Source organism: Sporobacter termitidis DSM 10068, assembly GCF_900130065.1.
GTDB classification, from domain to species: domain Bacteria; phylum Bacillota; class Clostridia; order Oscillospirales; family Oscillospiraceae; genus Sporobacter; species Sporobacter termitidis.
The window spans coordinates 26019-50490 of the sequence record NZ_FQXV01000007.1 but is presented as its reverse complement, the minus strand read 5'-3'; the positions used below and the strand labels follow the sequence as shown (position 1 = coordinate 50490).

At 56.3% G+C, this 24472-nt stretch carries 21 protein-coding genes, 1 other RNA gene and 1 other annotated feature; of the genes, 10 read left to right on the top strand and 12 right to left on the bottom strand.

The features are described 5' to 3' along the window. Window positions 1-163 precede the first annotated feature (163 nt). Together BUB60_RS10765 and BUB60_RS10760 are read left to right on the top strand one after the other, a co-directional pair. A complete protein-coding gene (locus BUB60_RS10765) occupies window positions 164-1369 on the top strand; it encodes a homoserine dehydrogenase (RefSeq protein ID WP_073078774.1) in 1206 nt (401 codons plus the stop codon). A gap of 111 nt (window positions 1370-1480) precedes the next feature. Continuing rightward, window positions 1481-2689 carry an aspartate kinase gene (locus tag BUB60_RS10760; RefSeq protein ID WP_073078771.1) on the top strand — a complete coding sequence of 403 codons (1209 nt, stop codon included), beginning with the start codon at window positions 1481-1483 and terminating at the stop codon, window positions 2687-2689. Window positions 2690-2761: 72 nt separating this feature from the next. Here BUB60_RS10760 and BUB60_RS10755 read toward each other — a convergent pair whose 3' ends face one another. After that, complete coding sequence (locus tag BUB60_RS10755; protein ID WP_073078769.1) at window positions 2762-5137, bottom strand: transglycosylase domain-containing protein; 2376 nt, start codon at window positions 5135-5137, stop codon at window positions 2762-2764. A gap of 166 nt (window positions 5138-5303) precedes the next feature. Between BUB60_RS10755 and BUB60_RS10750 the strand changes: the two genes are divergently transcribed. The 4 genes from BUB60_RS10750 (at window position 5304) to BUB60_RS10735 (ending at window position 8118) form a co-directional block, all read left to right on the top strand. Continuing rightward, window positions 5304-5639 (top strand): BofC C-terminal domain-containing protein, encoded by a 336-nt coding sequence (locus tag BUB60_RS10750; RefSeq protein ID WP_159435388.1) that lies wholly within the window; start codon window positions 5304-5306, stop codon window positions 5637-5639. Window positions 5640-5784: 145 nt separating this feature from the next. After that, a complete protein-coding gene (locus BUB60_RS10745; protein ID WP_073078765.1) occupies window positions 5785-6069 on the top strand; it encodes a DUF1292 domain-containing protein in 285 nt (94 codons plus the stop codon). A gap of 122 nt (window positions 6070-6191) precedes the next feature. After that, window positions 6192-6390, top strand: a non-coding RNA gene (ssrS, locus tag BUB60_RS10740) — 6S RNA. 159 nt (window positions 6391-6549) lie between these two features. After that, window positions 6550-8118 (top strand): SurA N-terminal domain-containing protein, encoded by a 1569-nt coding sequence (locus tag BUB60_RS10735; RefSeq protein ID WP_073078763.1) that lies wholly within the window; start codon window positions 6550-6552, stop codon window positions 8116-8118. Window positions 8119-8407: 289 nt separating this feature from the next. On the opposite strand, the gene rplL is transcribed toward BUB60_RS10735, so the two are convergent. The 4 genes from rplL to BUB60_RS10715 all read right to left on the bottom strand — a co-directional run bounded on the left by rplL (window position 8408) and on the right by BUB60_RS10715 (window position 14902). Continuing rightward, on the bottom strand, window positions 8408-8788 hold the full coding sequence (gene rplL / locus BUB60_RS10730) for a 50S ribosomal protein L7/L12 (protein WP_073078761.1): 381 nt from the start codon (window positions 8786-8788) through the stop codon (window positions 8408-8410). 70 nt (window positions 8789-8858) lie between these two features. After that, window positions 8859-9389 (bottom strand): 50S ribosomal protein L10, encoded by a 531-nt coding sequence (rplJ, locus tag BUB60_RS10725; protein ID WP_073078759.1) that lies wholly within the window; start codon window positions 9387-9389, stop codon window positions 8859-8861. Between the two features lie 30 nt (window positions 9390-9419). Further along, window positions 9420-9545: a sequence feature (ribosomal protein L10 leader region), on the bottom strand. Between the two features lie 223 nt (window positions 9546-9768). Further along, window positions 9769-13824, bottom strand: coding sequence for a carbamoyl-phosphate synthase large subunit (gene carB / locus BUB60_RS10720; RefSeq protein ID WP_073078757.1), 4056 nt, complete (start codon window positions 13822-13824; stop codon window positions 9769-9771). After that, a complete protein-coding gene (locus tag BUB60_RS10715) occupies window positions 13814-14902 on the bottom strand; it encodes a carbamoyl phosphate synthase small subunit (RefSeq protein WP_073078754.1) in 1089 nt (362 codons plus the stop codon). Before BUB60_RS10715 ends, carB begins: the two co-directional genes overlap by 11 nt. 302 nt (window positions 14903-15204) lie before the next feature. Between BUB60_RS10715 and BUB60_RS10710 the strand changes: the two genes are divergently transcribed. Further along, window positions 15205-15633 (top strand): MarR family winged helix-turn-helix transcriptional regulator, encoded by a 429-nt coding sequence (locus BUB60_RS10710; protein ID WP_073078752.1) that lies wholly within the window; start codon window positions 15205-15207, stop codon window positions 15631-15633. A gap of 191 nt (window positions 15634-15824) precedes the next feature. Here the strand turns inward: BUB60_RS10710 and erm are convergent, their stop codons facing one another. The 7 genes from erm to rpe all read right to left on the bottom strand — a co-directional run bounded on the left by erm (window position 15825) and on the right by rpe (window position 21593). Further along, window positions 15825-16613, bottom strand: a complete 789-nt coding sequence (gene erm / locus BUB60_RS10705; RefSeq protein WP_073078749.1) for a 23S ribosomal RNA methyltransferase Erm — start codon at window positions 16611-16613, stop codon at window positions 15825-15827. 201 nt (window positions 16614-16814) lie between these two features. Beyond that, window positions 16815-17270 (bottom strand): GNAT family N-acetyltransferase, encoded by a 456-nt coding sequence (locus BUB60_RS10700; RefSeq protein ID WP_073078747.1) that lies wholly within the window; start codon window positions 17268-17270, stop codon window positions 16815-16817. Between the two features lie 164 nt (window positions 17271-17434). Further along, on the bottom strand, window positions 17435-17566 hold the full coding sequence (locus BUB60_RS20760; RefSeq protein ID WP_278277494.1) for a hypothetical protein: 132 nt from the start codon (window positions 17564-17566) through the stop codon (window positions 17435-17437). Window positions 17567-17805: 239 nt separating this feature from the next. Continuing rightward, a complete protein-coding gene (locus BUB60_RS10695; protein ID WP_073078745.1) occupies window positions 17806-18138 on the bottom strand; it encodes an arsenate reductase family protein in 333 nt (110 codons plus the stop codon). Between the two features lie 75 nt (window positions 18139-18213). Then, entirely contained in the window at window positions 18214-19872 is a 1659-nt protein-coding gene (locus BUB60_RS10690; protein WP_073078743.1) for a ribonuclease J, read from the bottom strand. A 431-nt stretch (window positions 19873-20303) separates the two neighbouring features. Next, on the bottom strand, window positions 20304-20903 hold the full coding sequence (gene recR, locus BUB60_RS10685) for a recombination mediator RecR (protein ID WP_073078741.1): 600 nt from the start codon (window positions 20901-20903) through the stop codon (window positions 20304-20306). Between the two features lie 30 nt (window positions 20904-20933). Beyond that, window positions 20934-21593: a ribulose-phosphate 3-epimerase gene (gene rpe, locus BUB60_RS10680; RefSeq protein WP_073078740.1), complete on the bottom strand. Its 660-nt coding sequence runs from the start codon at window positions 21591-21593 to the stop codon at window positions 20934-20936. A gap of 494 nt (window positions 21594-22087) precedes the next feature. On the opposite strand from rpe, the gene BUB60_RS10675 reads away from it, so the two are divergent. The 3 genes from BUB60_RS10675 to BUB60_RS10665 are packed head-to-tail and all read left to right on the top strand — an operon-like array spanning window position 22088 to window position 24471. Beyond that, window positions 22088-22729, top strand: a complete 642-nt coding sequence (locus BUB60_RS10675; RefSeq protein WP_073078738.1) for a 5-bromo-4-chloroindolyl phosphate hydrolysis family protein — start codon at window positions 22088-22090, stop codon at window positions 22727-22729. A gap of 15 nt (window positions 22730-22744) precedes the next feature. Next, entirely contained in the window at window positions 22745-23899 is a 1155-nt protein-coding gene (locus BUB60_RS10670; RefSeq protein ID WP_073078724.1) for a toxic anion resistance protein, read from the top strand. Between the two features lie 2 nt (window positions 23900-23901). After that, window positions 23902-24471, top strand: coding sequence for a LemA family protein (locus tag BUB60_RS10665; RefSeq protein WP_073078722.1), 570 nt, complete (start codon window positions 23902-23904; stop codon window positions 24469-24471). Window position 24472 lies beyond the last annotated feature (1 nt).

Here is a 24472-nt window from a genome sequence, read left to right as displayed (position 1 = left end):
AAACATTGTCTGCCGCTACGTGAATTTATGACTTTAACGAATTATGGCGTTAGTACGGCTAAAACGGTTGCAGAATAAAACAACGTATGGTAGTATACTAAATTATCAAAAGGTATATACGCAGTATCAAGTGGCGAAGCTAAAAAGGGGGAGGGGATTTGGGATGTTCGATATAGCGATTTTGGGGTTCGGTACGGTCGGCTCCGGCGTGATGGAAGTCATAGAGAAGAATTCCGATATGATATCCCAAAGCGCGGCACAGGAGATCCGAGTGAAGTATATTGTTGACGTCAGGGATTTTACCGGCAATCCGTATGAGAGCCTCATAGTCAAGGATTTTTCGGTCGTTGAAAATGACCCGGACGTCAAGGTCGTCGTCGAGACGATCGGCGGCGCCGGCGTGGCGTATGACTTCACCCGACGCAGTCTTTTGAAAGGAAAGAGCGTCGTCACCTCCAATAAAGAGCTTGTGGCCACACATGGATATGAACTGACGCAGATCGCCCGGGAAAAGGGCGTTAATTATCTGTTTGAAGCCAGCGTCGGCGGAGGGATACCGATCATCCGGCCGATCACTCAGTGCCTGGCGGCCAACAAAATCAACGAGATATACGGCATATTGAACGGGACGACGAACTATATCCTGACGGAAATGGTCAAGAACGGCGTCGCCTTTGCCAACGCGCTGCGGGAGGCCCAGGAAAAGGGCTACGCCGAGCAGAATCCCGACGCCGATATCAAGGGGCACGACGTCTGCCGGAAGATCTGCATCCTGTCGGCGCTCTGCTTCGGGCGGCATGTCTACCCGCAGCATGTTGAAACTGAGGGCATCGAAGCCGTGACGCTGGACGATATCAGTTACGCGGGCAGAATTGGCTACAGAGTCAAACTGCTTGGCAGAGCCATACATATGGAAGGGGATAAAATTGCCGTTTACGTGGCGCCGCACCTTGTCCGGGAGGATAATCTGATCGCCAGCGTCGAGGGTGTCATGAACGGGATCATCGTCCGCGGAAACGCCATCGGCGACGTGATGTTCTACGGGGCGGGCGCCGGCAAGCTGCCGACGGCCAGCGCCGTTGTGGCCGATATCATCGACGCTGCCAAGCACGTCAACGCGCGCAAATGGCTGAGCTGGCAGGACGGCGGCCCCGAGCTCATCTATGACGTGGGCCTGCTGGAAAGCGCCTGGTATGTCCGGGCATCGGATGCCCCTGAGAAGATCAGGCGCGTTTTTGGCGACGTCACCGTCATCGACGGGCTCAAGGACGGCGAGACGGCGTTCACCACGCCGGTGATGAGCAAAAACAAGGCGGACAGCCTGCTGAAGGAATTAAGCGTGCTTTCCGTATTCCGCATCATCGACTGACGCGGCGAACAGGCTGTATCTTCATCTTATATGCGCGTCTTCTGAAAATATTCGGGTTACACAGCGCGAATGCGCTGCGCGATGTCCGGCGCTCAAATTGGAGGATTGGAAATGGCGTTTATTGTACAAAAATTCGGCGGAAGCTCCGTGGCTGACGCCGAAAGGATTCGGCGTGTGGCGGGCATCATCGCCGATACTTACAGTGACAACAACGATGTCGTCGTCGTACTGTCCGCGCAGGGGGACATGACAGACGATCTGATCGAAAAGGCCAATGAAATCAACACACATCCGTCAAAAAGAGAGATGGATGTGCTTCTTTCGACCGGCGAGCAGATATCGATCGCGCTTATGGCGATGGCGCTTGAAAAAATGGGCATGCCCGTCGTATCCCTGACCGGCTGGCAGATCGGCATGCAGACGAATTCGGATTACGGCAACGCCCGGATCAAAAAAGTTACCTGCGAGCGGATCAGAAACGAGCTGGACAAACGCCGTATCGTTATCGTGGCCGGATTCCAGGGTGTCAACAGGTACGACGACATCACCACCCTGGGGCGCGGCGGCTCCGACACGACGGCCGTGGCCATCGCGGCGGCGATGAACGCGGACCTCTGCCAGATATACACGGACGTCGAGGGCGTTTATACATGTGACCCCAGAAAGGTTCCCAACGCGAGAAAGCTCGAGGAAATCACATTCGACGAAATGCTGGAGCTGGCGTCCCTTGGCGCGCAGGTGCTGCACAACCGCTCTGTGGAAATGGCCAAGCGCTATAACGTCAATCTGGAAGTGCTGTCCAGCTTTGTCAGAAAACCAGGTACTAAAGTCAAGGAGGTCACGAAAGTGGAACAGACAAAAATCAGCGGTATCGCCAAGGACGTCAATGTTGCAAGAATCGCGCTGATCGGCTTGAAGGACGAACCCGGCATCGCTTTTAAGGTTTTCAGGGTGATGGCCAAGCAGAAGACCAATGTGGATATCATCCTTCAGTCCATCGGCCGTGGCGATACGCAGGATATCAGCTTCACCGTGGCCAAGCAGGATATGGAGCAGGCGACAAAGTCGCTCCGCGAGCAGCAGGAGATCATCGGCTTCAAGGACCTGAGCGTCACGGACAAAATCGCCAAGGTCAGCATGGTCGGCGCCGGCATGGTCAACTCGTCCGGTATCGCCGTACAGATGTTTGAAGCGCTCTTTGACGCCAAGATCAACATACACATGATCTCCACCAGCGAGATCAAGGTTTCCGTCCTCGTCGACGAGGACGAGGCCGACAGGGCCATCCAGGCCATCCATGCCAAGTTTTTTGAAGCTTGACTTAGAACATAAAAAAGACAGGCCGCTTTCGCGGCCTGTCTTTTTATCCCGGCGGCGGAGTTGTCCGCCGCTCTATTTTTTTCTTGCGGAAAACGCGGCTTGCGTGGCGGGCGGGTTTGGGTCGTCCGCCGGTGACGGTGACGGGGACGCCGGCTCGCCTGTGGGCGGAGTATTCGTCGGCGGGGGTGACGGTTCGCCCGTCGGTTCCCCGGTCGGCTCGCCTGTGGACGTCGACTCGCCTTGATAGAAGAACTGGATCAAATTTTTTGCCGTATCCTTGGTAACCGTGATGGTTTTGCTGCCGTCTCCAACCAGCGTGTAGCCGCTGATGGATGGGGCCGTCTCGGTGACATCCTTGCCCGGTACGGCCGATTTATTTGTGGACTGGAGGACCTCGCCGTCCACCGTGACGTACTGGACCGTGTACTGGACCTCCGCGTCCACGCCGGGAACCGGCGTCAGATACGTGTCGTCCGGCTTCGGAAATTCCTTATAATCCTGTCCCGTGGAGACAAGCGTCATCACTTTTTTCCAGAGCTGGGCGGCCGGGTTGCCGCTGACCTTCATGGTTGCCGGCGTATCGTAACCGGTCCAGACGACGGCGACGTAGTACGGGGTGAAGCCGCAGAACCAGCGGTCTTTTTTATCGGTCGTCGTACCAGTCTTGCCGGCGACCGGCATCAGCTTGCCAAGGTTTGCCTCATAGCCCGTGCCGCTTGTGGCTGCGTCATGGAGCATATCCGTGATCCAGTAGGCCGTGACGGGGCTGATGGCGACGGAGGTTTTCGGCTTGTTGTCGAGGATGACGGTCTTTTCGTCGTTGGAGAGGACCTTCGTATAGGTAATGAGCTGTTTTTCGACGCCCTGGTTGTCAAACATGGTGTACCCGGAGGCCATCTCGCGCACGGTGGCGCCGTTCGTCAGCTGGCCGAGGGACAGCGGGGCGTAGTCCTCGTCGTACGGGCTCAGGTCAAAGCCGAGCTTATTGACCATGAAGTCGTACGATTTCGCAGGTGACAGGTTATCCATGATCTGAGCGGAAACCGTGTTGATCGAGCTGACCAGCGCCTGGCGTATGGTAATGGTGCCTCTGTAAGAGAGGTCGTCGTTTTTCGGCATCCAGTTCGTATGCTGCAGCTTGACGTCCGCCGAATCCTCAAAGCGCGTGTCGGGCGTGATCAGCCCGAGCTCCATGGCCGGAGAGTAGACGGCCAGCGGCTTGATGGAGGAGCCGGGCGGCCGCTTGCTCTGCGTGGCGCGATTCAGCCCGCGGCTGATGACCTTTTGACCGACGCCGCCTTCCATGGCGAGGATTTCGCCCGTATACGGATCGGCAAGTACGATGGCGGACTGAATCTGCTGGTTCTTCGATCCGGTGACCTTCGGTATGGCGTTCAGGTCCTGATAAATGCTGTCGACCTTTGTTTGAATGTCCGAATCCACCGTACAGAGGATTTTGTAGCCTTGCGTGAACAGGTAGTTCGTCGCAACCTCTTTGGAGAGGTCCTTCTCTTTCTGCAGGTCGGCGATGACGTCATTGATGACGGCGTCCTCAAAGTAGGTATAAATGGTATTGCTGCCCGAACCGTTGGGACCTTTCACAAAGACGAGCTGCTCGGCTTTGGCCGCGTCCAGCTCCTGCTTTGATTTAATGTAGCCCTGCTCGTACATCTTATCCAGGATGTCTTCCTGCCGTTCCTTGTTCGCTTTGGCGTTGATATATGGATTGTACATCGAGGGATTGTTCGTGATGCCGATGATCGAGGCGGTCTCGGCGAGCGTGAGGTCCTTGGCTTCCTTGCCGAAATAGTAGTTTGCCGCGGCGCCGAGGCCATAAGTATTGCCGCCGAAGTTGACGACGTTGAGATACCATTCGATGATTTGACTTTTATCGGGGTACTCCTTTTCCAGCTGTAGCGCTCTAAAAATCTCTACAAGCTTCCGCTGGACGGTTACCTCGTCTTCTTTGGTCAGGTTTTTGATCAGCTGCTGCGTGATCGTGGAGCCGCCGAAGGTGTCCTTCATGCTGAGGAACATATTGCCGAAAGCACCTAAGGTGCGGTACCAGTCAACGCCGTGATGGGAATAAAAGCGCTTGTCCTCGATGGCGACAAGAGCATGCTCGGCGTACGGCGGAAGGTCCGCGTAGTCGACCCACTTTCTGTATTCGCTGCTCTGCAGTGTTACAAGCTCCTTGTAGTCGCCCGTAGATGAATCCTTGGCGTAGATGACACTCGAGAGATTCATTTTAAAATCATCCAGGCTGACGTCGAGATCCGCGGTCAGATTTGTCTTGACGTAGATGGCAAATATACAGGAAAAAATCACGCCGGTCGTCACGCCGATGAGCAGGAATGTGCCGATAACTTTTAATATTAAAACGACGACACCGCCGAATGTACGCGCGCCGGTTTTCGCTATTTTTTTAGCCTTGCCTCTTTGGGACAAGCGCTTCACCTCGCAGTCTGTAAAACATCGGAATTATGTTACTGCTATTGTAACACGCCTGTCAAATTTTTTTTGTAAATAAATGTGCGGATGGCGGACGGCGGTATATTTGAGGAAAATAATGTCAATAATCTGCTTAACTACGGGAATGAAAGGTTGTGATAATATGCTCATTAAACCCGTCAGAGCGGTACTCCTGTCCATAATGCTTTTGGCGTCCCTGCTAATGCTGGCAATGCTCGTGATCACCACGACCATGAAAAGCGCCTCGGTCGTCGTGCCTGTTGTCGCGTCGGAAAACCAAACCGACAAAAATTACATTCTCCGCGCCTATAACGGGCATATCGCCGTATTTTACGGCGCGATCACGGATTCCCCGGCGATCGAGACGACAATTGAGGTGGCCGGCCTGCGCGCCGTAGACAGAGAAAAGCTGGTGGCCGGCATCACGGTCCAGAGCTACGACGATGTATTAAGGCTCCTGGAGGATTTCGGCTCGTAAAACCCGCGCTCCTGTAAAGCTTGATTAATAGGCCTTTGTGGAGTAATATATATAGCACAATCATATGATTGTGCTGTTTTCTTTTGGACAAAAAGACGGCCGGCTGTAAGAAAACGCGGGATCAGAACGACATTGGAGGTTTATTATGAGCGATCAGTACGGCAGCGACTTCATCTCCGTCACCGATGACGACGGGAATGAATTCGAGCTTGAGCATCTGGACACAATAGAGTATAACGGCGAGATGTACATGGCGTTTTTACCCGCGGATATGGATGAGAATAACGAGGATTACGGGATGATCATCCTCAAGGTCGTGCAAGAAAACGGTGAGGATATTCTGGCGACCGTCGATGACGACAGCGAGCTGGAGGCTGTCTACAACACCTTTATGGAGCAGCTGTTCAGCGACGACGAGGCGGAGGAATAAGCCGCAATCCAGAATTTATAGTGCCGTTCCGCGTTGAAAATCGCTGCGGCGTATGTTAGAATTCTTGTAACGGCGGCGGCCATGCGGTGCGCGGCACCGCCGGCAGCCGATTCCGTCAATATAATACCCTGCTCTGTTCGTGATGAGCCTTTTTAAACCCACATTGTTTATAAGGGATTCCGAACTCTTTCGGTGAATTGCAGGCCTCCCGAAACGCTATACGCGTTCTTGGATGTTGGAAGCAGCGCAGCCGGAAGGAGGAAACCCACCTGCCGAGTCGTGCAGGTTATAAATGGGCTTACACGGCATGGCGGGGTGTTTTTATTTGTCAAAAAACAGATTTTAACAGTATGTTATTGTAAATTTATTGAGAACAAATGTTATTTATCTTGAAAGGCTGTCCGCTTTCGAGTATAATAACCCTCGTTATACGGATACCCTATAAAACTCTACATAAAAATTAGAAGGAATGACAGACATATGGGTGCATCTCAGGATAAGAGAAAGCGCGGTTCTGACGGATTCGATTTCGGAGCCGGCAGGGACAAGAGAAGCAAGGAAAGCGAAAAGGCCAGGAGTACCGCCAGAGTCGCGTTAATAACGGTTATAGTCGTTGCCGTCCTTTTTGCCGCAGCTCTGCTGATCAACTCCGACTATTCCCGGCAGAATTTCGCTGCGGTGAAAATCGATGACGTCAAATACACGGTCACCGATTTCAACTATTATTATGAGAATGCTTACGCGCAGTATTATAACGCCCTGAGCAGCTCAGGCGACTTCGGGCAGTCGCTGCTCCCGAGCCAGCAGGAGTCGCTGAAAAGCCAGATTTACGACGAGACGACCGGGGAAACCTGGGCCGACTTCTTTAAAAAGATGGCGCTCGAACAGATGAAGAGCGACAATATGATCTATAAGGCGGCGCTTGACGCCGGCTATCAGCTGAGCGACGACGACAAAAAGAAGATGGAAGACGATATCGACTCCTTAAAGCAGAACGGCTATGCCAGCGGATATACCGACCTGGGGAAATATTTAAAAGCCGTTTACGGCAGGGGGATGACGGAGGCTGTTTACAGGAAAAACGCCGAGAGGACATATCTGATCAACTCATATACAAACCATGTCCGCGATTCCTTCACCTACTCCTCCGGAGACCTTGAAGATAATTACAGCCAGAACAAGGACAATTTTGATACCTACACCTACCGGTACTTCCTGGTGAGCGCCGGAGACCTGAATCAGAACGACTATCCCGACGACGCCTCTTATGAAGCGGCCAAGGGCGCGGCTGTCGAGGCGGCCGGCGACAAAGCCAAGGCGTACGCCGCAACGGTTACCTCCGAGCAGGGCTTTATCGACGTGGCCCGGGATTACGACCCGGAGACCAACAAGGAGGACGCCGCCACGCAGAGGACGTATCAGGGCAATCTGCTGGGCTCCACGTACGGCGACTGGATGAAAGACGCGTCGCGCCAGTACGGCGACGTCGAGACGTTTAAATCCACCAACGGATATTATGTCGTTTTCTTCGGCACACGCAGCGACAACCATTACGCGACGGTCAATATGCGCCAGATACTGGTCAAGCCGGAGACGATCGACCAATCGCTCTATGCCAGCGATCCCAACGAGGATCAATATAACGCCGACGTGGCCAAGGCCAAGCAGACCGCCGAGGACACCGCCAATAAGATTTACGACGAGTGGACACAGGCCGGCGCCACGGAGGACAAGCTGACCGAGCTGACGACCTCCTACGCCACCGAGATCAGTGCCGACGACAGCAAGCAGCAGGAAAACGTCTATCAGCAGCAGCTGCCCACGACAATCAACGACTGGCTCTACGATCCGGCGAGAAAAGCCGGCGACCACGCGCTTCTCTATGACGAAGCCACGGGCTACTGTATCGTCTATTTTGAAGGGCAGGGCAAGCAGTACAGCGACGTCCTGGCCGACAAGGACAAGCGCGACAAGGACCTGCAGGCCTGGAAGGACGGCCTGACGGGCTCCGACCCGAAGACGACCTGGCTTATCACCATGTCGGCATAGGCCTGTTACCGTTTTGTTACAATACCCGCGAAGGTATTGACGAGAACAGCGGTTTCTAGTAAGATCGAATCGAAAGAGAACGGCATATCGCGGCACACCACGCCCAATCAGCCTGAATAAATACTAAAGTGAAAGCACGGCCTGACGCCGTGCTTTCCTTCTTGCGCAAAGAGAAAAACCATTTGCCCCGGCGGGCGGAGAGAAAAGGATTTTATCGCCGAACACTCCCGCCTTCGTCATGGGCAAAAAAATATCCCGCGCCGAAGCGCGGGATATTCTATAGGTGTTCTTATTTGATTTCGACTTTGGCGCCGGCTTCGGTGAGCTGAGCCTTGAACTTCTCGGCATCTTCCTTGTTGACGCCTTCCTTGATCTTGGCCGGGATGGCTTCGACAAGCGCCTTGGCTTCGGCAAGGCCGAGACCGGTGATGGCGCGGACTTCCTTGATAACCTTGATCTTCTCGGCGCCGAAGTCGGTCATGACGACGTCAAACTCGGTCTTCTCTTCGGCCGGAGCGGCAGCGGCGGCGGGAGCGGCAACGGCAACGGCGGCCGGAGCGGCGGCGGAAACGCCGAACTCGTCCTCAAGGGCATGTACGAGCTCGGAGAGCTCCAGAACCGTCAGATTCTTGACTTCTTCAATAAGAGCGGTGACTTTTTCACTGGCCATTTTTATTTCCTCCGTAATAATAATCAAATTTTAATGAATTTGCGGCCCGTTCATCGGGCCAGGGGAGCGCTTATGCTGATTTCTGGTCGGCGATAGCCTGGAGCGCTACCGCGAGGCCGCGGATGTTGGCGTTCAGGACGTTGACCAGGCCGCTGATGGGCGCGACCATCGTACCGAGCACCTGCGCAACCAGGACCTCCTTCGACGGCAGCTCAGCCAGCGCCTTGACCTCGGCTTCCGTGATGATCTTTCCGCTCACAAAGCCGGCCTTGATCCTGATCTTGCTTTCCTTCTTGCTGGCGTACTCGTTGATGACTTTTGCGGCGGCAACCGGGTCTGTGGCGGAGACGGCCAGAGCGGTCGTCCCGTTGAGCTGGGAATCGAGCGCGTCAAATCCGACGTTTTTCACCGCAAAGCGCGTGAGCGTGTTCTTGACGACGGCGTAATCAACGCCGGCCTTACGCATGGCTTTGCGCATTTCCGTATCCTCGGCGACCGTGATACCGGAATAGTCAACCAGAACGCCGGCGGCGCCTTTCAGCTTCTCGGTCAGCTCCGCGACAATGGCTTGCTTTTCGCTGAGTACTTTTGCATTGGGCATCTATTTTTTCACCTCCGGGCTGAAAAGTCGCGTCCAAATAAAAATGTCCCTGCGCCATAGGCACAAGGACATAAGCAAACAATAAAATGTCGGCTGTCCTCGGCAGGACTTACGGCCTAAGCCACCTGCTGTCTTTGGAACGCCCAATTATAATATCAAAGGCAGATAAACATGTCAAGGATTTATTTTATTTAATTTATATATAAGGGGTGAATGAGCCGTCCCTTATATATTATTAGCTCCGTGTCATTCCTGTATTCCCCAACTCCGTGTCATTCCCGCGAAGGCGGGAATCCACGTTCTTGTACCGGGGCCTGGATTCCCGCCTTCGCGGGAATGACATAAAAAATTTACTATAGAGGCCCGTTATCGCCGCGGCTTATATCTCCACGATCCCGTCGAAGCACTTTGTGGCGCTGCCGGTCATAAACACGCCGTCGTCGGTGTAGCGGATTTTCAGGTCGCCGCCGGCGAGCTTGACGGTGATGTCGGTGTCTTTTTTGCAGAAGCCGTTGACGACGGCGGCGACGGCCGCCGCACAGGCGCCGGTGCCGCTGGCCTGGGTCTCGCCGTTGCCGCGTTCCCAGACGCGCATACTGAGCGTCGTTTCATTCATGTACTGGACGAATTCGGTGTTGACGCGCTCGGGGAAGAGGGGATCGTGCTCAAAGAGAGGGCCGATTTTCTGCACCTCGAGGCTGTGGATATTCGGCAGGAAGACGACGCAGTGCGGATTGCCCACCGACAGGCAGGTGATGCTGTACGCCCCGCCGGCAATGGTGACCGGCCTGTTCACGACGTTTTCACCCGGCAGGTTTACCGGGACGAGCGACGGAGCAAATTCCGCCCTGCCCATGTCCGCTGTGACAGTGGAGACCTTGCCGCCCGTGGTGAAGACACGCATCTTCCGGACCTTGCCGTTTGCCTCGATGGTAATGTCCTTCCGCTGCACGATGCCGGCGTCGTACAGGTATTTGCAGACGCAGCGCAGGGCGTTGCCGCCGATGCCGCCGTTTGTGCCGTCCATGTTGTAAATCTGTACCGACGCGTCGGCAATATCCGACGGGCAGATGAGGACCACGCCGTCGCCGCCGATGCCGAGATGACGGTCGGAAAGGCGGATGGAGAGGCTCTCGGGGCTTTCCAGAGGCCGCTCGAGGCAGTTGAAGTAGATATAGTCGTTGCCGCATGTCTGCATCTTGGAGAAGGGGAGGCTGAGCTTTTCCCGCCGCATATGGTTGATGTCGACGAGCTCGATGGTGGACTGAGAGTATTTGCTCATCAGGCAGTCCACAACGGCGCTGGCGGTGTCGACGGACGTCAGGCACGGGATGCTGCGCTCCACAGCCTTGCGCCGGATCTTGACGCCGTCGCGGGTCGGGATGCGGCCCCGGGTGGAGGTCGATATGACATAGTCGACCTTGCCGCTTTCGATGAGGGAGAGTCCGTTGTTCTCGCTTTCATGAATCTTGCCGACGGTGATGGCCTCGATGCCCACGTTCCGGAAAGCGTCCGCCGTGCCGGCCGTGGCGTAGACGGTGAACCCAAGGTCGGAGAATTTGCGCACCACGTGGATGATCTCGGCCTTGTCCCGGTCCCGGACGGTGACGAAGATGCCGCCGGACTTGTGCAGCTTGTAGCCGGCTGCGCGCAGCCCCTTGTAGAGCGCCTCCTCCCGCGTGGTGGCGATGCCGAGGACCTCGCCGGTGGACTTCATTTCGGGGCCCAGGAGCGTATCCACGTTTAAAAGCTTTTCAAAGGAGAAGACCGGCACCTTGACGGCCACGTAGGGCGACTTTTTGTAAAGCCCCGTTCCGTAGCCCATATCCCGGAGCTTCTCGCCCAGCATACAGCGCGTGGCGAGATCGACCATTGGGACGCCGGTGACCTTGCTGATATAAGGGATTGTGCGCGAGGAGCGCGGGTTGACCTCGATGACGTACAGCTTGCCCTGATTGATAAGGTACTGGATGTTGACGAGGCCCATGGTTTTCAGCGCCAGGGCCAGCTTTGCGGTGCTGTCCACGATGATCTCGCGCATGTCGTCGTCGATGTTCCAGGCGGGGTAGACGGCGATGGAGTCGCCGGAGTGGATGCCGGCGCGCTCCACATGCTCCATGATGCCGGGAATCAAAATCTCCTCGCCGTCGCAGATGGCGTCCACCTCGAGCTCGGTGCCCATGAGGTACTTGTCGATGAGGACGGGGTTTTCGATATTCTGGGCGAGGATGATCGCCATGTATTCATGGATATCCTCCTCGGAGAAGGCGATGATCATGTTCTGGCCGCCCAGGACGTAGGACGGGCGCATGAGGACGGGGTAGCCGATCTTTTGGGCCACCTCCAGCGCCTCGGTTTCCGTCATGACGGTGCCGCCCACGGGCCGGGCGATATTAAGGTTCTCCAAAAGCGCGTCAAAGCGCTCCCGGTCCTCGGCGGCGTCGATGCTGTCGGCGGCGGTGCCGAGGATGTTGACGCCCATTTTGTCCAGGAAGGCGGTCAGCTTGATGGCGGTCTGCCCACCGAAGGCCACCACGGCGCCGAAGGGTTTTTCCGTCTCAATGATATTCCAGACGTCCTCCGGGGTCAGCGGCTCAAAGTAGAGCCTGTCGGCGGTGTCAAAGTCGGTGGAGACCGTCTCCGGGTTGTTGTTGACGATGACGACCTCGTAGCCCGCGGCTTTCAAAGCCCAGACGCAGTGGACAGAGGCGTAGTCAAACTCAATGCCCTGGCCGATGCGGATGGGTCCCGAGCCGAAGACGATGACGGTTTTTTTGCTGGAGCTTTTCGCCTTGATGAATTCGGCGGCCTCATTTTCGCTGTCATAGGTGGAGTAAAAGTAGGGCGTCTCGGCGGAGAACTCGGCCGCGCAGGTGTCGACCATTTTAAACACGGCGCGCCGGCGGTTTGTGATCTTCAGCCCGCTGAGGGACTCGATCAGCCTGTCGGGATAGCCCATCCGCTTTGCCCCGATATAAAGCGCCTCGTCCAGGCTCTCGTCCCGCGCGGCGCCCTGCGCCAGCGCCGCGTCCATATTGACAAGGTTGAGGAGCTTATTTAAAAACCAGCGGTCTATTTTTGTGCTTTCAAAGATTTCGTCCACGGTGACGCCGCGCGTAAGGGCCTCGTAAACGACGAAAATGCGCTCGTCGGTGGTGTCGTGGAGCCGCCGGCGGAGCGTTTCGGTATCCTGGCTCCGGCAGGTCTTGTCGATGAGGCTGTCGTGGCCGATCTCCGCGCCGCGGACGGCCTTCATGATGGCCTCCTCAAAGGTGGTGCCGATGGCCATGACCTCGCCGGTGGCCTTCATCTGCGTGCCCAGCGTCCGCTTGGCATAGACGAATTTGTCGAACGGCCACTTGGGGAACTTGACGACGACATAGTCCAGCGCCGGCTCAAAGCAGGCGCTCGTTTTGCCGGTGACGGCGTTTTTGATCTCGCTGAGTGTGTAGCCGATGGCGATTTTTGTGGCGACCTTGGCGATCGGGTAGCCGGTGGCCTTGGAGGCCAGCGCCGAGGAGCGGGAGACGCGGGGATTGACCTCGATGACCATATATTCAAAGCTGTCGGGGTTCAGGGCGAACTGAACGTTGCAGCCGCCCTCCACCTTCAAGGCGCCTATGATATCGAGCGCCGCCGTCCGCAGCATCTGGTACTCCTTGTCGGAGAGCGTCACCGCCGGGGCGATGACGATGGAGTCGCCCGTGTGGACGCCGACAGGGTCCAGGTTCTCCATGGAGCAGACGGTGATGACGTTGCCGCGCGCGTCGCGCATGACCTCAAACTCGATTTCCTTCCAGCCGGCCACGGACTGCTCCACAAGCACCTGGCCGATGGGGGAGAGGCGCAGGCCGTTTGAGCAAATCTCACAGAGCTCCTCCATGTTGGCCACGATGCCGCCGCCCGTGCCGCCCAGCGTGAAGGCGGGCCGGATGATGAGCGGGAAACCGATCTCCGCGGCGAACGCCTTGGCGTCCTCCAGCGTCGTCACGACCCTGGAGGGGATGACGGGCTGCCCGATGGACTGCATGGTGTCCTTGAACAGCTGGCGGTCTTCCGCCTTGTCGATGGTCTCGGGGTTGGCGCCCAGGAGCCGGACGCCCATCTTGTCCAGAAAACCGTCCTTGGCCAGCTGCATGGACAGCGTGAGGCCCGTCTGGCCGCCCAGGGTGGAAAGGAGGCTGTCGGGCTTTTCCTTTTCGATGATGCGCTCCAAAACCGGCAGCGTCAGCGGCTCGATATAGATTCTGTCGGCCATATGGTTGTCCGTCATGATCGTGGCGGGATTGGAGTTGACGAGGACGACCTCGATGCCGTCCTCCTTGAGGGCGCGGCAGGCCTGTGTCCCGGCGTAGTCGAACTCGGCGGCCTGGCCGATGATAATGGGGCCGGAGCCGATGACCATGACCTTTTTGATATCTTTATTAAGAGGCATGGTGTCCCACCTCCGCCATCATGGCAATGAATTTATCGAACAGCCATCGGGAGTCCAGCGGGCCGCCGCACGCCTCGGGGTGGAACTGGACGGAGAAGACGGGCATGTTCCTGTAGGTGACGCCCTCGCACGTCCCGTCGTTGCAGTTGACCATGCTGGTCACCGCTGTCTCCGGCAGCGTGTCGGACAAAACGGCGTATCCGTGGTTCTGGCTGGTGACGAAAACCCTGCCCGTCTCGGTTTCAAGGACGGGCTGGTTGGCGCCCCGGTGCCCATAATGGAGCTTTTTCGTCTGCGCGCCCTGGGAGAGCGCCAGGAGCTGGTGCCCCAGGCAGATGCCGAAGGTCGGTATATTGTAGGTGCAGAGCTTTTTGAGCTCCGCGATGATCCCCTTGTTGTCGGCCGGGTCGCCCGGACCGTTTGTCAGCATGACGCCGTCGGGGCTCAGCGCCCTGATCTCCTCTGCGGTCGCCGACCAGGGCAGGACGGTCACATCGCAGCCGCGCTTTTGAAGCTCCCGGGCGATATTTTCCTTCGCCCCGAAGTCCCAGAGCGCCACCTTGTATTTGGGGTCGTCGGCGCCGAGCGTGTAGGCCGCTTTCGTCGAGGTGTTCTCAACGCTCTCGCGGATCACGTAGGATTTGAGCGCCGCCCATTCCTCCGGCGTCAGCTCCGGCTTTTTTGAGATCATCGCGTTCATGACGCCGCTTTCGCGGACGATCCGCGTCAGCGCCCGGGTGTCGAGGCCATACAGCCCCGGAATCCTGTTATCTTGCAAAAAAGTGTCAAGCACGCCTTCACATCGAAAATTCGAAGGCTCCTGACACCACTCTCTCACAATATACGCTTTTACCTGGACGCTAGAGCTTTCAAAATCGGAAGGAATCACGCCGTAGTTGCCGATCAGCGGGAAGGTCTGTATGACGATCTGTCCATAATAGCTGGGGTCTGTGAGCGTTTCGAGATATCCTGTCATTCCGGTATTGAAAACAAGCTCGCCCACGGTCTCGCCTTCATATCCGAACGTCTGCCCCTCAAAGACGGCGCCGTTCTCCAATATTAAATAAGCTTTGCCCATGCGCAATCCTCCTCATTGTTACTCTGCTGATTGTAACATAAACGCTCAGGCGCAACAAGAGCATTTTTCATTAAGAAACGAAATCTTTTGCCAAAAGGTTTTATGCATAATTACACGATAAAGTTACTATTAATGAATATTATTCAAATATTCATTCTTAAATTAAATATATATCCATGGACGCTTATGCTGGGAACCGGCCATACCGGCGGCCTGTCCGATTTCCCGTTTGACAATTATTAAGTAGCGTGCTACCATGAATTCCACAGTTTGTTATTCATCCGGAAAAGGGGTGAACGATTATGGAAGAGGAAACACTCGGCCTGATCATCAGGCGCATATCGCATGCGGCGAAAAAAGAAACGGACAACAATCTGAAAAGGCTCAATCTGACCATGTCCCAGGGCCTTGTTTTGGAATACCTCAACAACACGCCCGACGAGGAACTGACGCAGAGAGCGATTGAGCAGCATTTCAATCTTCAGCATCCCACCGTCAGCGGCATATTGAAGCGCTTGGAGAAGAACGGCTTCATCACAACCTCCGTCAACCAGGCGGACAGGCGCGTCAAGAATATTTACCTGACCGATAAGGCAAGAGCTGTCGAGCTCATAGCAAGACAGGACAAGAAACAGATGGAAGAAACTTACGTGAAAGGTCTCACCGCGCAGGAAATCGAAACGCTCCGCGGCCTATTGAAGAAGGTTCTGAATAATATGACAGGCGAGTAGAATTTCCCCACCCGCCCTTTATAATGTATGGGGCTGCGCCCCATGCCCCAAAAGTGTCTTATTAGAGGAGCGCCCAAATCAAATATGAAAGTGGACGGCCATTGGCCGTCCATTCGTTATATCTGCGGTTTTGCGTAGGGCGCGGCTTCCCAGACGCGCCATCCGCTCTCCGTCCCATCGTTCCATTCGCTCTAACGCTGTATTGTATCCCGCCGGCATCGGAAAAGGCAGAGCCACTGGACGTAGAGCAGCTGCGCCGGGGTAAATTGTGTGGGACAGCCGTATGACTTTAAAATATGAGTCAGCTGCTTCGGCGTAAACAGCCGCCGCAGGTTTTGCCCGCCGCCGCTCAGCCCGGCTTCGATAAACTGCCGGTAGGCCTGCCGGTCTCCGCCGGAAATATCCGGCATTTGCTTTTTCTTCAGATGCAGCAGGACGGCGTCAACCTTTGGCTTGGGGTGGAAAACGGTGCCCGGCAGATAATAGGCGATGTCCATGTCAAAGTACGGCTTGAGGAGAAGAGAGCGCAGATTCTCAGCGGGGCGGCCCAAAAAGCGCTTGGCCGCGCCCTCTTCGACAACGAGCCACATCTCCTCGGGCGGATTGCGGCATTCCGTCAGCTTGCGGAGGATCGCCGTCGTCCGGTTGAAGGGAATGCTCGCGAAAACCTTATAGCCCCCCTCGTCAGGGAGCCTGTATTTCAGAAAGTCCAGATGCACCAGACGGAGATTTGTTTCTCCGGCAAATTTGTCCCGGAGCGCCCGCGCAAGGCCGCCGTCCAGCTCGACCGCGGTGACGCGCCCGCTGCGGCGGAGCAGCGCCCGGGTGATGTGCCCTTTGCCCGGCCCGATCTCCAGGACGTGATCGTCCTTGCCGATCGTTGTTTGCTTTAAAATATTGTTTATTGTCACTGCGCTGGTCAGAAAATTTTGCGATACGGATAAGGGCGCGCATCGCCCTTGTTTTTTGTTTTCGGGCATAAAAAATACACCTTCTTCGATTTATTTATCATCGAAACAGGCGCACCAAAGCAAAGGCTATAGTACCTTTCGCTTGTGCGCCTTATTTGCGGAGACGAATAAAACGAATACCCATCCGGTGTATCTGCCCTCCGATCATAAATTACCGCCAGTTTAGCATGCGCCTGACGCGTTGTCAATGCTGGCCGCGTGCTGCTGTGGCTATGCCTTTTCGCTTAAAGCCATTTTTAAATAGATGACGTCTTTTAACAGCACGCCGTTTTCATAGATAGGATGGTCGTAGTGCTCGGGGATGAAGTTCACCAGCCGGTGTGAGAAGACAAAGCCGCGGCGCTCATAGAAGGGGACTGTGATCGGGCTGTCGCCTGTGCCAACCAGCATCATGTTAAATTGGTTACGGTAATAATTGACGATAAACTCGATCAATTTTGTCCCGTAGCCCATACCCTGAAACTGCGGATACGTCGCAAGATTTTTCAGCTCGCAGACGCCGCGCCCTTCGTCGGTGACGACACAGACGCTTTTGAGCCCGCCGTCGTACAGCGCGAACAGCGTGCCCCGGCCGAGATATTGATCGATCATGGATTCCTGCTCATCGGCCAGCAGCAGCAGATCGAGAAATTGTTTCTTGTTTTCGGTGATCGGCATAATTTCCATAGACTAAGTCACCGTTCTTTCTCCGATATACAGAAGATGCGACGCCATGCTGAGAAATTCCTCGCGCTCGCAGACCTGCTCGGCAAGGTCCAGCCAGGCGCGGAAAACCTCCTCGGGCTCGGCGGCAAGCTCTTTTTCTCTCAGTGACAGGATGCTCTCGCTGCTTAAGAGATGCCGCTTTTTATGTATCTGTTAATAAAACGCCGGTTGATTTCAAACTCCACGCTGTGCCGCTCAAAGCGCCCCCACTCGTCGTACGCTTCATAGTAATCCCGTACAATATCCGTATCGCCCATAAATATCCCCCAAGCTGTCCCGAGGCAGTATTTAGAAGTATAACCATATTTTACAGCACGCCGGACCCGAGGGCAAGACAAACAAACCCCCGCTCCTGTTATGAGCGGGGGTTTCCAATCCCGCCGGAGGCCGGAGGGGGTATCGAGCCGAAGGCTCGTATCCAGGGGGAACTGGTTCCCCCTGGAAGATGCGGCTGGAGCCGCAGGCGACGCATTTTCCGCAGAAAATGCCCGCATCTTTAGTCCCAATCCTTCCACACGTCCGGGCAGTACCCGACGGTGGCCTTTTTGCCGTTTCTTACGATGGGGGTCTTGATAAACTGCGGGTTTTCCAGGAGCTTTTCCTCCTTGGCCGCGTCGCCGGCAAGATACTTTAATATCTCGGCGTCCCTGGCGTTGAGGTCCGTCATGGCGTCCAGGCCGACGGCGGACTTGACGCTTTGGAACTCGCCCCGGCTCATGCCGTATTTAATGAGGTCGATGCTCTGGTACTTGACGCGCCGCTCCTTAAAATACCGCTCGGCCTTTTTGGTGTCGAAGCATTTCGACTTCCCGAAAATCTGTATGTTCATATCTGCAGGACTCCGGATATAATTTTAATATTCCCCCGCCGAGGCGGGGGAATGAGGCATTTGAGGGGGATTCCGCTAGATTTCCGTGATTACCGGCAAAATCATCGGGTTGCGCTTGGTCTTTTTGTACAGGTAGTTGGACAGCTCCGACTTGACGGCGCTCTTCATGGTGGCAAAATCCGTGATGTTCGAGCCGGCGCAGCCGCCGAGGGCCTTGATGGTGATGTCCTTGAGCTCGCGCATCATATCCTCGGATTCCTTGACGTAGATGAAGCCCCTGGTGATGATATCGGGCCCCGAGACAAGGCTGCCGTCCTCGCTGGAGATGTTGACGATAATGACGAGCATGCCGTCCTGGGCCAGATGCTTTCTGTCCCGGAGGACCACGGCGCCCACGTCGCCGACGCCGGTGCCGTCCACGAACACCTTGCCGGACGGGACGCTGCCGTTGCGCTTGATGCTCCGGCCTGTGAGCTCGATGACCTGGCCAATGTCGGAGATGACGATGTTTTTCGGCTCGATGCCCATCTGGAGGGCGAGCTTTGAGTGCGTCATGAGATGGCGGTACTCACCGTGGAGCGGAATGAAGAATTTCGGCTTTGTGAGAGCCATCATCATCTTCAGCTCCTCCTGGTAGGCGTGGCCGGAGACGTGGAGGTCGGAATATTTGTCGTAAAAGACCTCGGCGCCGCGGCGGAACAGCTCGTCGATAACGCGGCTGACGCCCTTTTCGTTGCCGGGGATGGCGGAGGCGGAGATGATGACCTTGTCGCCGGGCTTGATCTCCACCTGCCTATGGTCGGAAAAGGCCATGCGGTAGAGGGCGCTCATCGTTTCGCCCTGGCTGCCGGTGGTGATGATAACGATCTTTTCGGCGGGCATGCCCTTGATCTGATTGAGCTCCATGAAGACGCCCTTGGGTATCTCCATGCAGCCGAGCTCCGTGGCGACCTTGATGATGTTTTCCATGCTCCGGCCGGTCACCGCCACGCGGCGCCCGTATTTGGCGGCGCAGTTGATAATCTGCTGAATGCGGTGGACGTTGGAGGCAAACGTGGTGACAAGGATGCGGGACGTGCAGCCCCGGAAGAGCTCGTCAAACCGCTCGCCGACCTTGCGCTCGGACATGGAATAGCCGGGCCGCTCCACATTCGTCGAGTCCTGCAGAAGGGCCAGAACGCCCCTGTTGCCCAGCTCGCCGAGGCGGGCCAGATCGATCATGCTGCCGGAGATCGGCGTCGTGTCGATCTTGTAGTCGCCGGTGTGGACGATCATGCCAACGGGCGTTTTGATCGCCAGGGCCACGGCGCCGGGGATGGAGTGGTTGATGTGGACGAATTCCACCTTAAAGCAGCCGACCTTGAACGATTCTCCCGGGTTGAGGGTGTTGATCGTCGACGTCTCCAGAAGGCCGTGCTCCGCAAGCTTCAGCTGCACAAGGCCGGCCGTCAGGGGCGTGGCGTAGACAGGTACATTCAGCTCTTTGAGGATGTAAGGCATGCCGCCGATATGGTCCTCGTGCCCGTGCGTTAAGACAATGGCCCGGACCTTGTTCTTGTTTTTTACAAGATAAGTGAAATCGGGAATGACAATATCCACCCCGTACATCTCGTCATCGGGAAAGCCGAGTCCGCAGTCCACAACGAGGATATCGCCTCCAAATTCGTAGACGGTAAGATTCTTGCCGATCTCATTGAGGCCGCCAAGAGAGATGATTTTCAGTTTTTCTGCCATGAAATAATAGTTCTCCTTAAGTTATATTTGCGTTATGTAGGTTCGCGAACATACAAAAACAAGAGCCCATAGGAATCCATGGTCTCGGCCCTGAATCGCCTCGACAGTCTAACTCCTCTGACCTGACGTTTTTAAGTTCGGTTTATAAAAAGTACTGCTGTACATAATGCCGTAAGCTCGCCGCCGGCGAAAAATCTCGGGAAAGCCGTAAAAGTTACTTAATTGCTATTATACCCGGAATTTCAGGTTTTATGATGGTCAAACCTTTTCCGGCGCTTCAGTAAAATGCCGGTAGGGAAAATTATACCTAGTTTTATGTATTATATTATGAAACTTGTACGTTTGTCAAATAAAAATGACGCGCCGAGATAAAGGCGCGTCATTCAGACCGGAGGTCCCGGCAGCATTGCGGCCCCGCCGGGCCCGCGGATTTACAGCTCCTGCCGTCCTTCCAGGGCGCGCATGAGCGTGGCGTCGTCGGCGAATTCGAGGTTCAGGCCGACGGGGATGCCGTAGGCCAGCCGGGTGATTTTCACGCCGAAGGGTTTTAAAAGGCGGGAGATGTACTTGGCCGTCGTTTCGCCCTCGGTGTCGGGGTTCGTGGCCATGATGACCTCCTCGATGCTCCCGCCGGCGACGCGGCTGACAAGCTCCTTGATTTTGATGTCGTCCGGCCCGATGTGATTGAGCGGGGAAATGACGCCGTGGAGGACGTGGTAATGTCCGTTGTATTCATGCGACCGCTCGATGGCCATCACCGTCTTCGGGTCCGAGACGACGCACACGGTGCGCTCGTCCCGGCGCGGGCTGCCGCAGATGGCGCAGACGTCGCCGTCCGTCAGGTTCTGGCAGACGCTGCAGCAGTGCACGTTGCGCTTGGCGTCCAGAATCGCGTCCGCGAACGCTTCGGCGTCCCCATCGGGCAGAGCCAGGATGTGAAAGGCCAGCCGCTGGGCCGATTTTTGGCCGATGCCGGGCAGGGACGCGAATTTTTCAACGAGTACTTCCAGCGCGGAGGGGAAAAAATTCATAGTGTCGGTCCTTTCAAAAATGCGATGTTATCAGGAAAGGCACCGGAGCCGCCTGATGACGCCGGTCCGGTCCCCCGCGCCGAAAACGGCGCTGCCGGCCACCAGCACATCGACCCCCGCGTCCACGCAGAGCTTTGCCGTTTCCGGGTTGATGCCGCCGTCGACCTCGATCTCGCAGCCCAGGCCGCGCTCGTCGATGCGCGCGCGCAGATACCGGACCTTGTCCAACTGATCGGCCATGAATTTCTGACCGCCGAACCCGGGCTCGACGGTCATGACGAGGATGAGGTCCAGCAGGTCCAGATATGGTAAAACGGCGTCCACCGGCGTTTTAGGCTTGAGAGACAGGCCGGCCCTTTTGCCGCTGGCCCGGATGACCTTAAGCGCTTCCGCCGTTCTTTCCGGCGTGTCGGCCTCCACGTGGATGACGACGATGTCGGCGCCCGCGTCAATGAAATTTTTCACGTACCGCACCGGCTCGGTGATCATCAGGTGGACGTCCAGCGTCATGTCCGTAAATTTCCGCACGGCTTCCAGCACCGGGATACCGACCGATATATTCGGAACAAAGATGCCGTCCATCACGTCAAAATGCAGGTACTCGGCGTCGCGGATGCTGGCGATCTCCTCGCCGAGGCGCGTAAAGTCCGCCGACAGGATGGATGGCGCGATTTTGATCAAGAGTATCATTCCTTTGTATATTGTTCCCGCCCACCCAATAAAGGAATGGGGCTGCGCCCATATCCCCACGGGAGAACGGGGCTCCTCCCCGGACCCGTCATTGGATATCCTGCCACAAAGCCTTCCCATAGAGAAAGGCGGCGCGGCGAAGCCGTGACGGATGAGGGACTCCGGGCTTTTTAGACCTTGTGCCGCATAGGGCGGCGGCCGCGGTGTAAAATCTTTCACGTATTGCCGTATCCGGCATAGAATTAACTAGGCGGCTGGCGCGCCGCTCGCTTTCATATAGGGGCTGCTTCCGGGCTTATGCCCGGTGCGGCCCCGAAGTGCTTTTCATACATATTTGTTATAATGATATAATATATCTATCTGCTCAAACGATGTCAAGCAGAACGCTTGAAGGGTAAAAGCAGATGCTTCTTGACACGGTGGTATGCTGGGCATACAATAATTTTGACACTGCCATTTATAGGATCGGAACAATGGAGAACGGAGCATGACAAATGACGCGTGAAATAAGAAAAAAATCGCCGGTGCCCATTTACGGCTTTGCCGGCGTCTGGCTTCTGTACTGTCTGTTTTTCCCGCTGCTCCGGCTGACGGATTATGTGCTCCTGATCGTCTGCGCCGTCGGCGCTTACGCCATATTGTCGCTTTTATTCCCCGGCAAAACGGAGTACGTCAAGGAGCCGGAAAAGCCCGTGTCGACGGGCAACGCGGAATACGACGCGCTGCTGGCCGAGGGGCGGAGGGCCGTTGAGGAAATGGCGCGGCTGCGCGGCTCGATCAGAAATGAGGAGGTCTGCGCGAAAATAGGCGAGCTGATGGACGTCACGCAGCGTATTTTCAAGGACCTGCTCGAGGATCACAACGATTACCGCCAGATCAAGCGCTTCGCCGATTTCTATCTGCCCACGACCATAAAGCTCATCAACGCCTACGACCGGATGGGCAATATCGGCGCGGCGGGCGAGAACATCACCGGCACGATGCGCCGCATCGAAGATATATTGGACACAACGCTGGCGGGCTACAAAAAGCAGCTCGACGCGCTTTTCGCAAATCAGGCGCTCGATATCGAAACGGATATCGTGGTCCTCGAAAATATGTTGAAGCGGGAAGGCCTGACCGGCAAGGATTTTTAGGAAGGAAGATTTACTATGACTGACAACACCACCGGCTACACCCCCACACTGACCCTGAGCACCAACGACGCGCCCGAGGCGCCGGCGGTCGCGCCCGCCGCCGAAATCCAGAGGCGCGACGCCACCGCCGCCAAGCTCGACATCAGCCAGCTCACCGACGCCGAGCAGCAGATGGTGCACGATTTCTCAAAGAAGATCGACATCACGGACACGAACGCCATTCTGACCTACGGCGCGGCGTCCCAGAAAAATATCGCCGACTTTTCGGGCAGCACGCTGGACAACGTCCGTACAAAGGATATGGGCGAGGTGGGCGGCATGCTCACGGACCTCGTGGTGCAGCTGAAGGGCTTCAACTACGGCGAGGAGGAGAAAAAGGGCTTCTTCGGCCTGCGGAAGAAGGTGGAGAACAAAATCGCTACCATCAAGGCGGAATACGACAAGGCCTCCATCAATGTCGACAAGATCGCCGAGATGCTCGAAAAGCACCAGTACACGCTCCTCAAGGACGCGGCCATGCTGGACAAGATGTACGAGATGAACCAGTCCTACTTCAAGGAGCTGACCATGTACATCCTGGCCGGCAAGGAGAAGCTGGGGGAATGTAACAACGTGATCCTGCCGGACATGAAGAAAAAGGCCGAGGAATCCGGCAAGCCGGAGGACGCCCAGGCCGTCAACGACTATGCCAACATGGTCAACCGCTTTGAAAAAAAGCTGTACGACCTGGAGCTGACGCGGACCATCTCCATCCAGATGGCGCCGCAGATCCGCCTGATCCAGAACAACGACAGCCTGATGGTGGAGAAGATCCAGACGTCCATCGTCAACACGATCCCGCTGTGGAAGAGCCAGATGGTGCTGGCGCTGGGGATGCACCACTCGCAGCAGGCGATGGAGGCCCAGCGCGAGGTGACGAATATGACCAACGAGCTGCTCAGGAAAAACGCCGAGATGCTCAAGACGGGCACCGTGGAGATCGCCAAGGAGTCCGAGCGCGGCGTGGCCGATATCGAAACGCTGCAGCTGACGAACCAGAAGCTGATCGAAACGCTGGAGGAGGTGCGCACCATCCAGACGGAGGGCGCGGCCAAGCGCCGCGCGGCCGAGGTCGAGCTCGGGCGCATCGAAGGCGAGCTCAAGCAGAAGCTGCTCGAGCTGCGTAAATAAGTATGGCGATATTCAAAAGACGGTCCACCGCCGCGCTGATCGCGCTGATCGTCGTCGTGCTTGGCACGCTCTTCGGCGTCCACCGCAGCGTGGGCGGCGAGACGGCGAAAATCGAAGCGCAGTTTTATAGCGGCGTGTACCTGAAGGACGAGAAATATACGCAGCCGAGCATCCAGTCTCAGCTGGACAAAAGGAACCCGGCCGCCCTCGGCCTCGTATCGGTCGCCTCGAATTATCCCGAGCTCAAGGACATGACGGACGCGCTCAGGAGCGCCCAGCACGAGCTCGCCGACGCGGGGACCATCCCCGAAAAATACGCCGCCAACGAAAAAATGCAGGCGGCGTATGTAAAGCTGAACGCGGCTCTCGCGCAGCGCGAGCTGAAGGACAATGAAAAGGCCTCGGCCGCCAGCTACGCCGGGACGCTGGACGGCGCGCAGAGCGTCATCGGCAAAAGCGCCTATAACAGTCAGGTCGAAGCGCTGCGGAACAAGCTGCGCGGCTTCCCTGTCAATATTCTGAAAAATCTGGCCTTTGTGCAGTACCCCGACTATTTCGGGGCGGAGGGTTAAC

What these genes read in the sequence shown, in the direction of transcription:
- BUB60_RS10750 (WP_159435388.1), top strand. Translation starts at nt 5,304, where the DNA reads ATGCTCATTAAACCCGTCAGAGCGGTACTCCTGTCCATAATGCTTTTG.
- recR (WP_073078741.1), bottom strand. Translation starts at nt 20,903, where the DNA reads ATGAATTTTTTCCCCTCCGCGCTGGAAGTACTCGTTGAAAAATTCGCG.
- BUB60_RS10690 (WP_073078743.1), bottom strand. Translation starts at nt 19,872, where the DNA reads ATGGCAGAAAAACTGAAAATCATCTCTCTTGGCGGCCTCAATGAGATC.
- BUB60_RS10760 (WP_073078771.1), top strand. Translation starts at nt 1,481, where the DNA reads ATGGCGTTTATTGTACAAAAATTCGGCGGAAGCTCCGTGGCTGACGCC.
- BUB60_RS20760 (WP_278277494.1), bottom strand. Translation starts at nt 17,566, where the DNA reads ATGGGCGATACGGATATTGTACGGGATTACTATGAAGCGTACGACGAG.
- BUB60_RS10700 (WP_073078747.1), bottom strand. Translation starts at nt 17,270, where the DNA reads ATGGAAATTATGCCGATCACCGAAAACAAGAAACAATTTCTCGATCTG.
- erm (WP_073078749.1), bottom strand. Translation starts at nt 16,613, where the DNA reads ATGCCCGAAAACAAAAAACAAGGGCGATGCGCGCCCTTATCCGTATCG.
- rplL (WP_073078761.1), bottom strand. Translation starts at nt 8,788, where the DNA reads ATGGCCAGTGAAAAAGTCACCGCTCTTATTGAAGAAGTCAAGAATCTG.
- BUB60_RS10670 (WP_073078724.1), top strand. Translation starts at nt 22,745, where the DNA reads ATGACTGACAACACCACCGGCTACACCCCCACACTGACCCTGAGCACC.
- rplJ (WP_073078759.1), bottom strand. Translation starts at nt 9,389, where the DNA reads ATGCCCAATGCAAAAGTACTCAGCGAAAAGCAAGCCATTGTCGCGGAG.
- BUB60_RS10715 (WP_073078754.1), bottom strand. Translation starts at nt 14,902, where the DNA reads ATGGGCAAAGCTTATTTAATATTGGAGAACGGCGCCGTCTTTGAGGGG.
- BUB60_RS10735 (WP_073078763.1), top strand. Translation starts at nt 6,550, where the DNA reads ATGGGTGCATCTCAGGATAAGAGAAAGCGCGGTTCTGACGGATTCGAT.
- BUB60_RS10695 (WP_073078745.1), bottom strand. Translation starts at nt 18,138, where the DNA reads ATGAACATACAGATTTTCGGGAAGTCGAAATGCTTCGACACCAAAAAG.
- BUB60_RS10665 (WP_073078722.1), top strand. Translation starts at nt 23,902, where the DNA reads ATGGCGATATTCAAAAGACGGTCCACCGCCGCGCTGATCGCGCTGATC.
- BUB60_RS10765 (WP_073078774.1), top strand. Translation starts at nt 164, where the DNA reads ATGTTCGATATAGCGATTTTGGGGTTCGGTACGGTCGGCTCCGGCGTG.
- carB (WP_073078757.1), bottom strand. Translation starts at nt 13,824, where the DNA reads ATGCCTCTTAATAAAGATATCAAAAAGGTCATGGTCATCGGCTCCGGC.
- BUB60_RS10675 (WP_073078738.1), top strand. Translation starts at nt 22,088, where the DNA reads ATGACGCGTGAAATAAGAAAAAAATCGCCGGTGCCCATTTACGGCTTT.
- BUB60_RS10710 (WP_073078752.1), top strand. Translation starts at nt 15,205, where the DNA reads ATGGAAGAGGAAACACTCGGCCTGATCATCAGGCGCATATCGCATGCG.
- rpe (WP_073078740.1), bottom strand. Translation starts at nt 21,593, where the DNA reads ATGATACTCTTGATCAAAATCGCGCCATCCATCCTGTCGGCGGACTTT.
- BUB60_RS10745 (WP_073078765.1), top strand. Translation starts at nt 5,785, where the DNA reads ATGAGCGATCAGTACGGCAGCGACTTCATCTCCGTCACCGATGACGAC.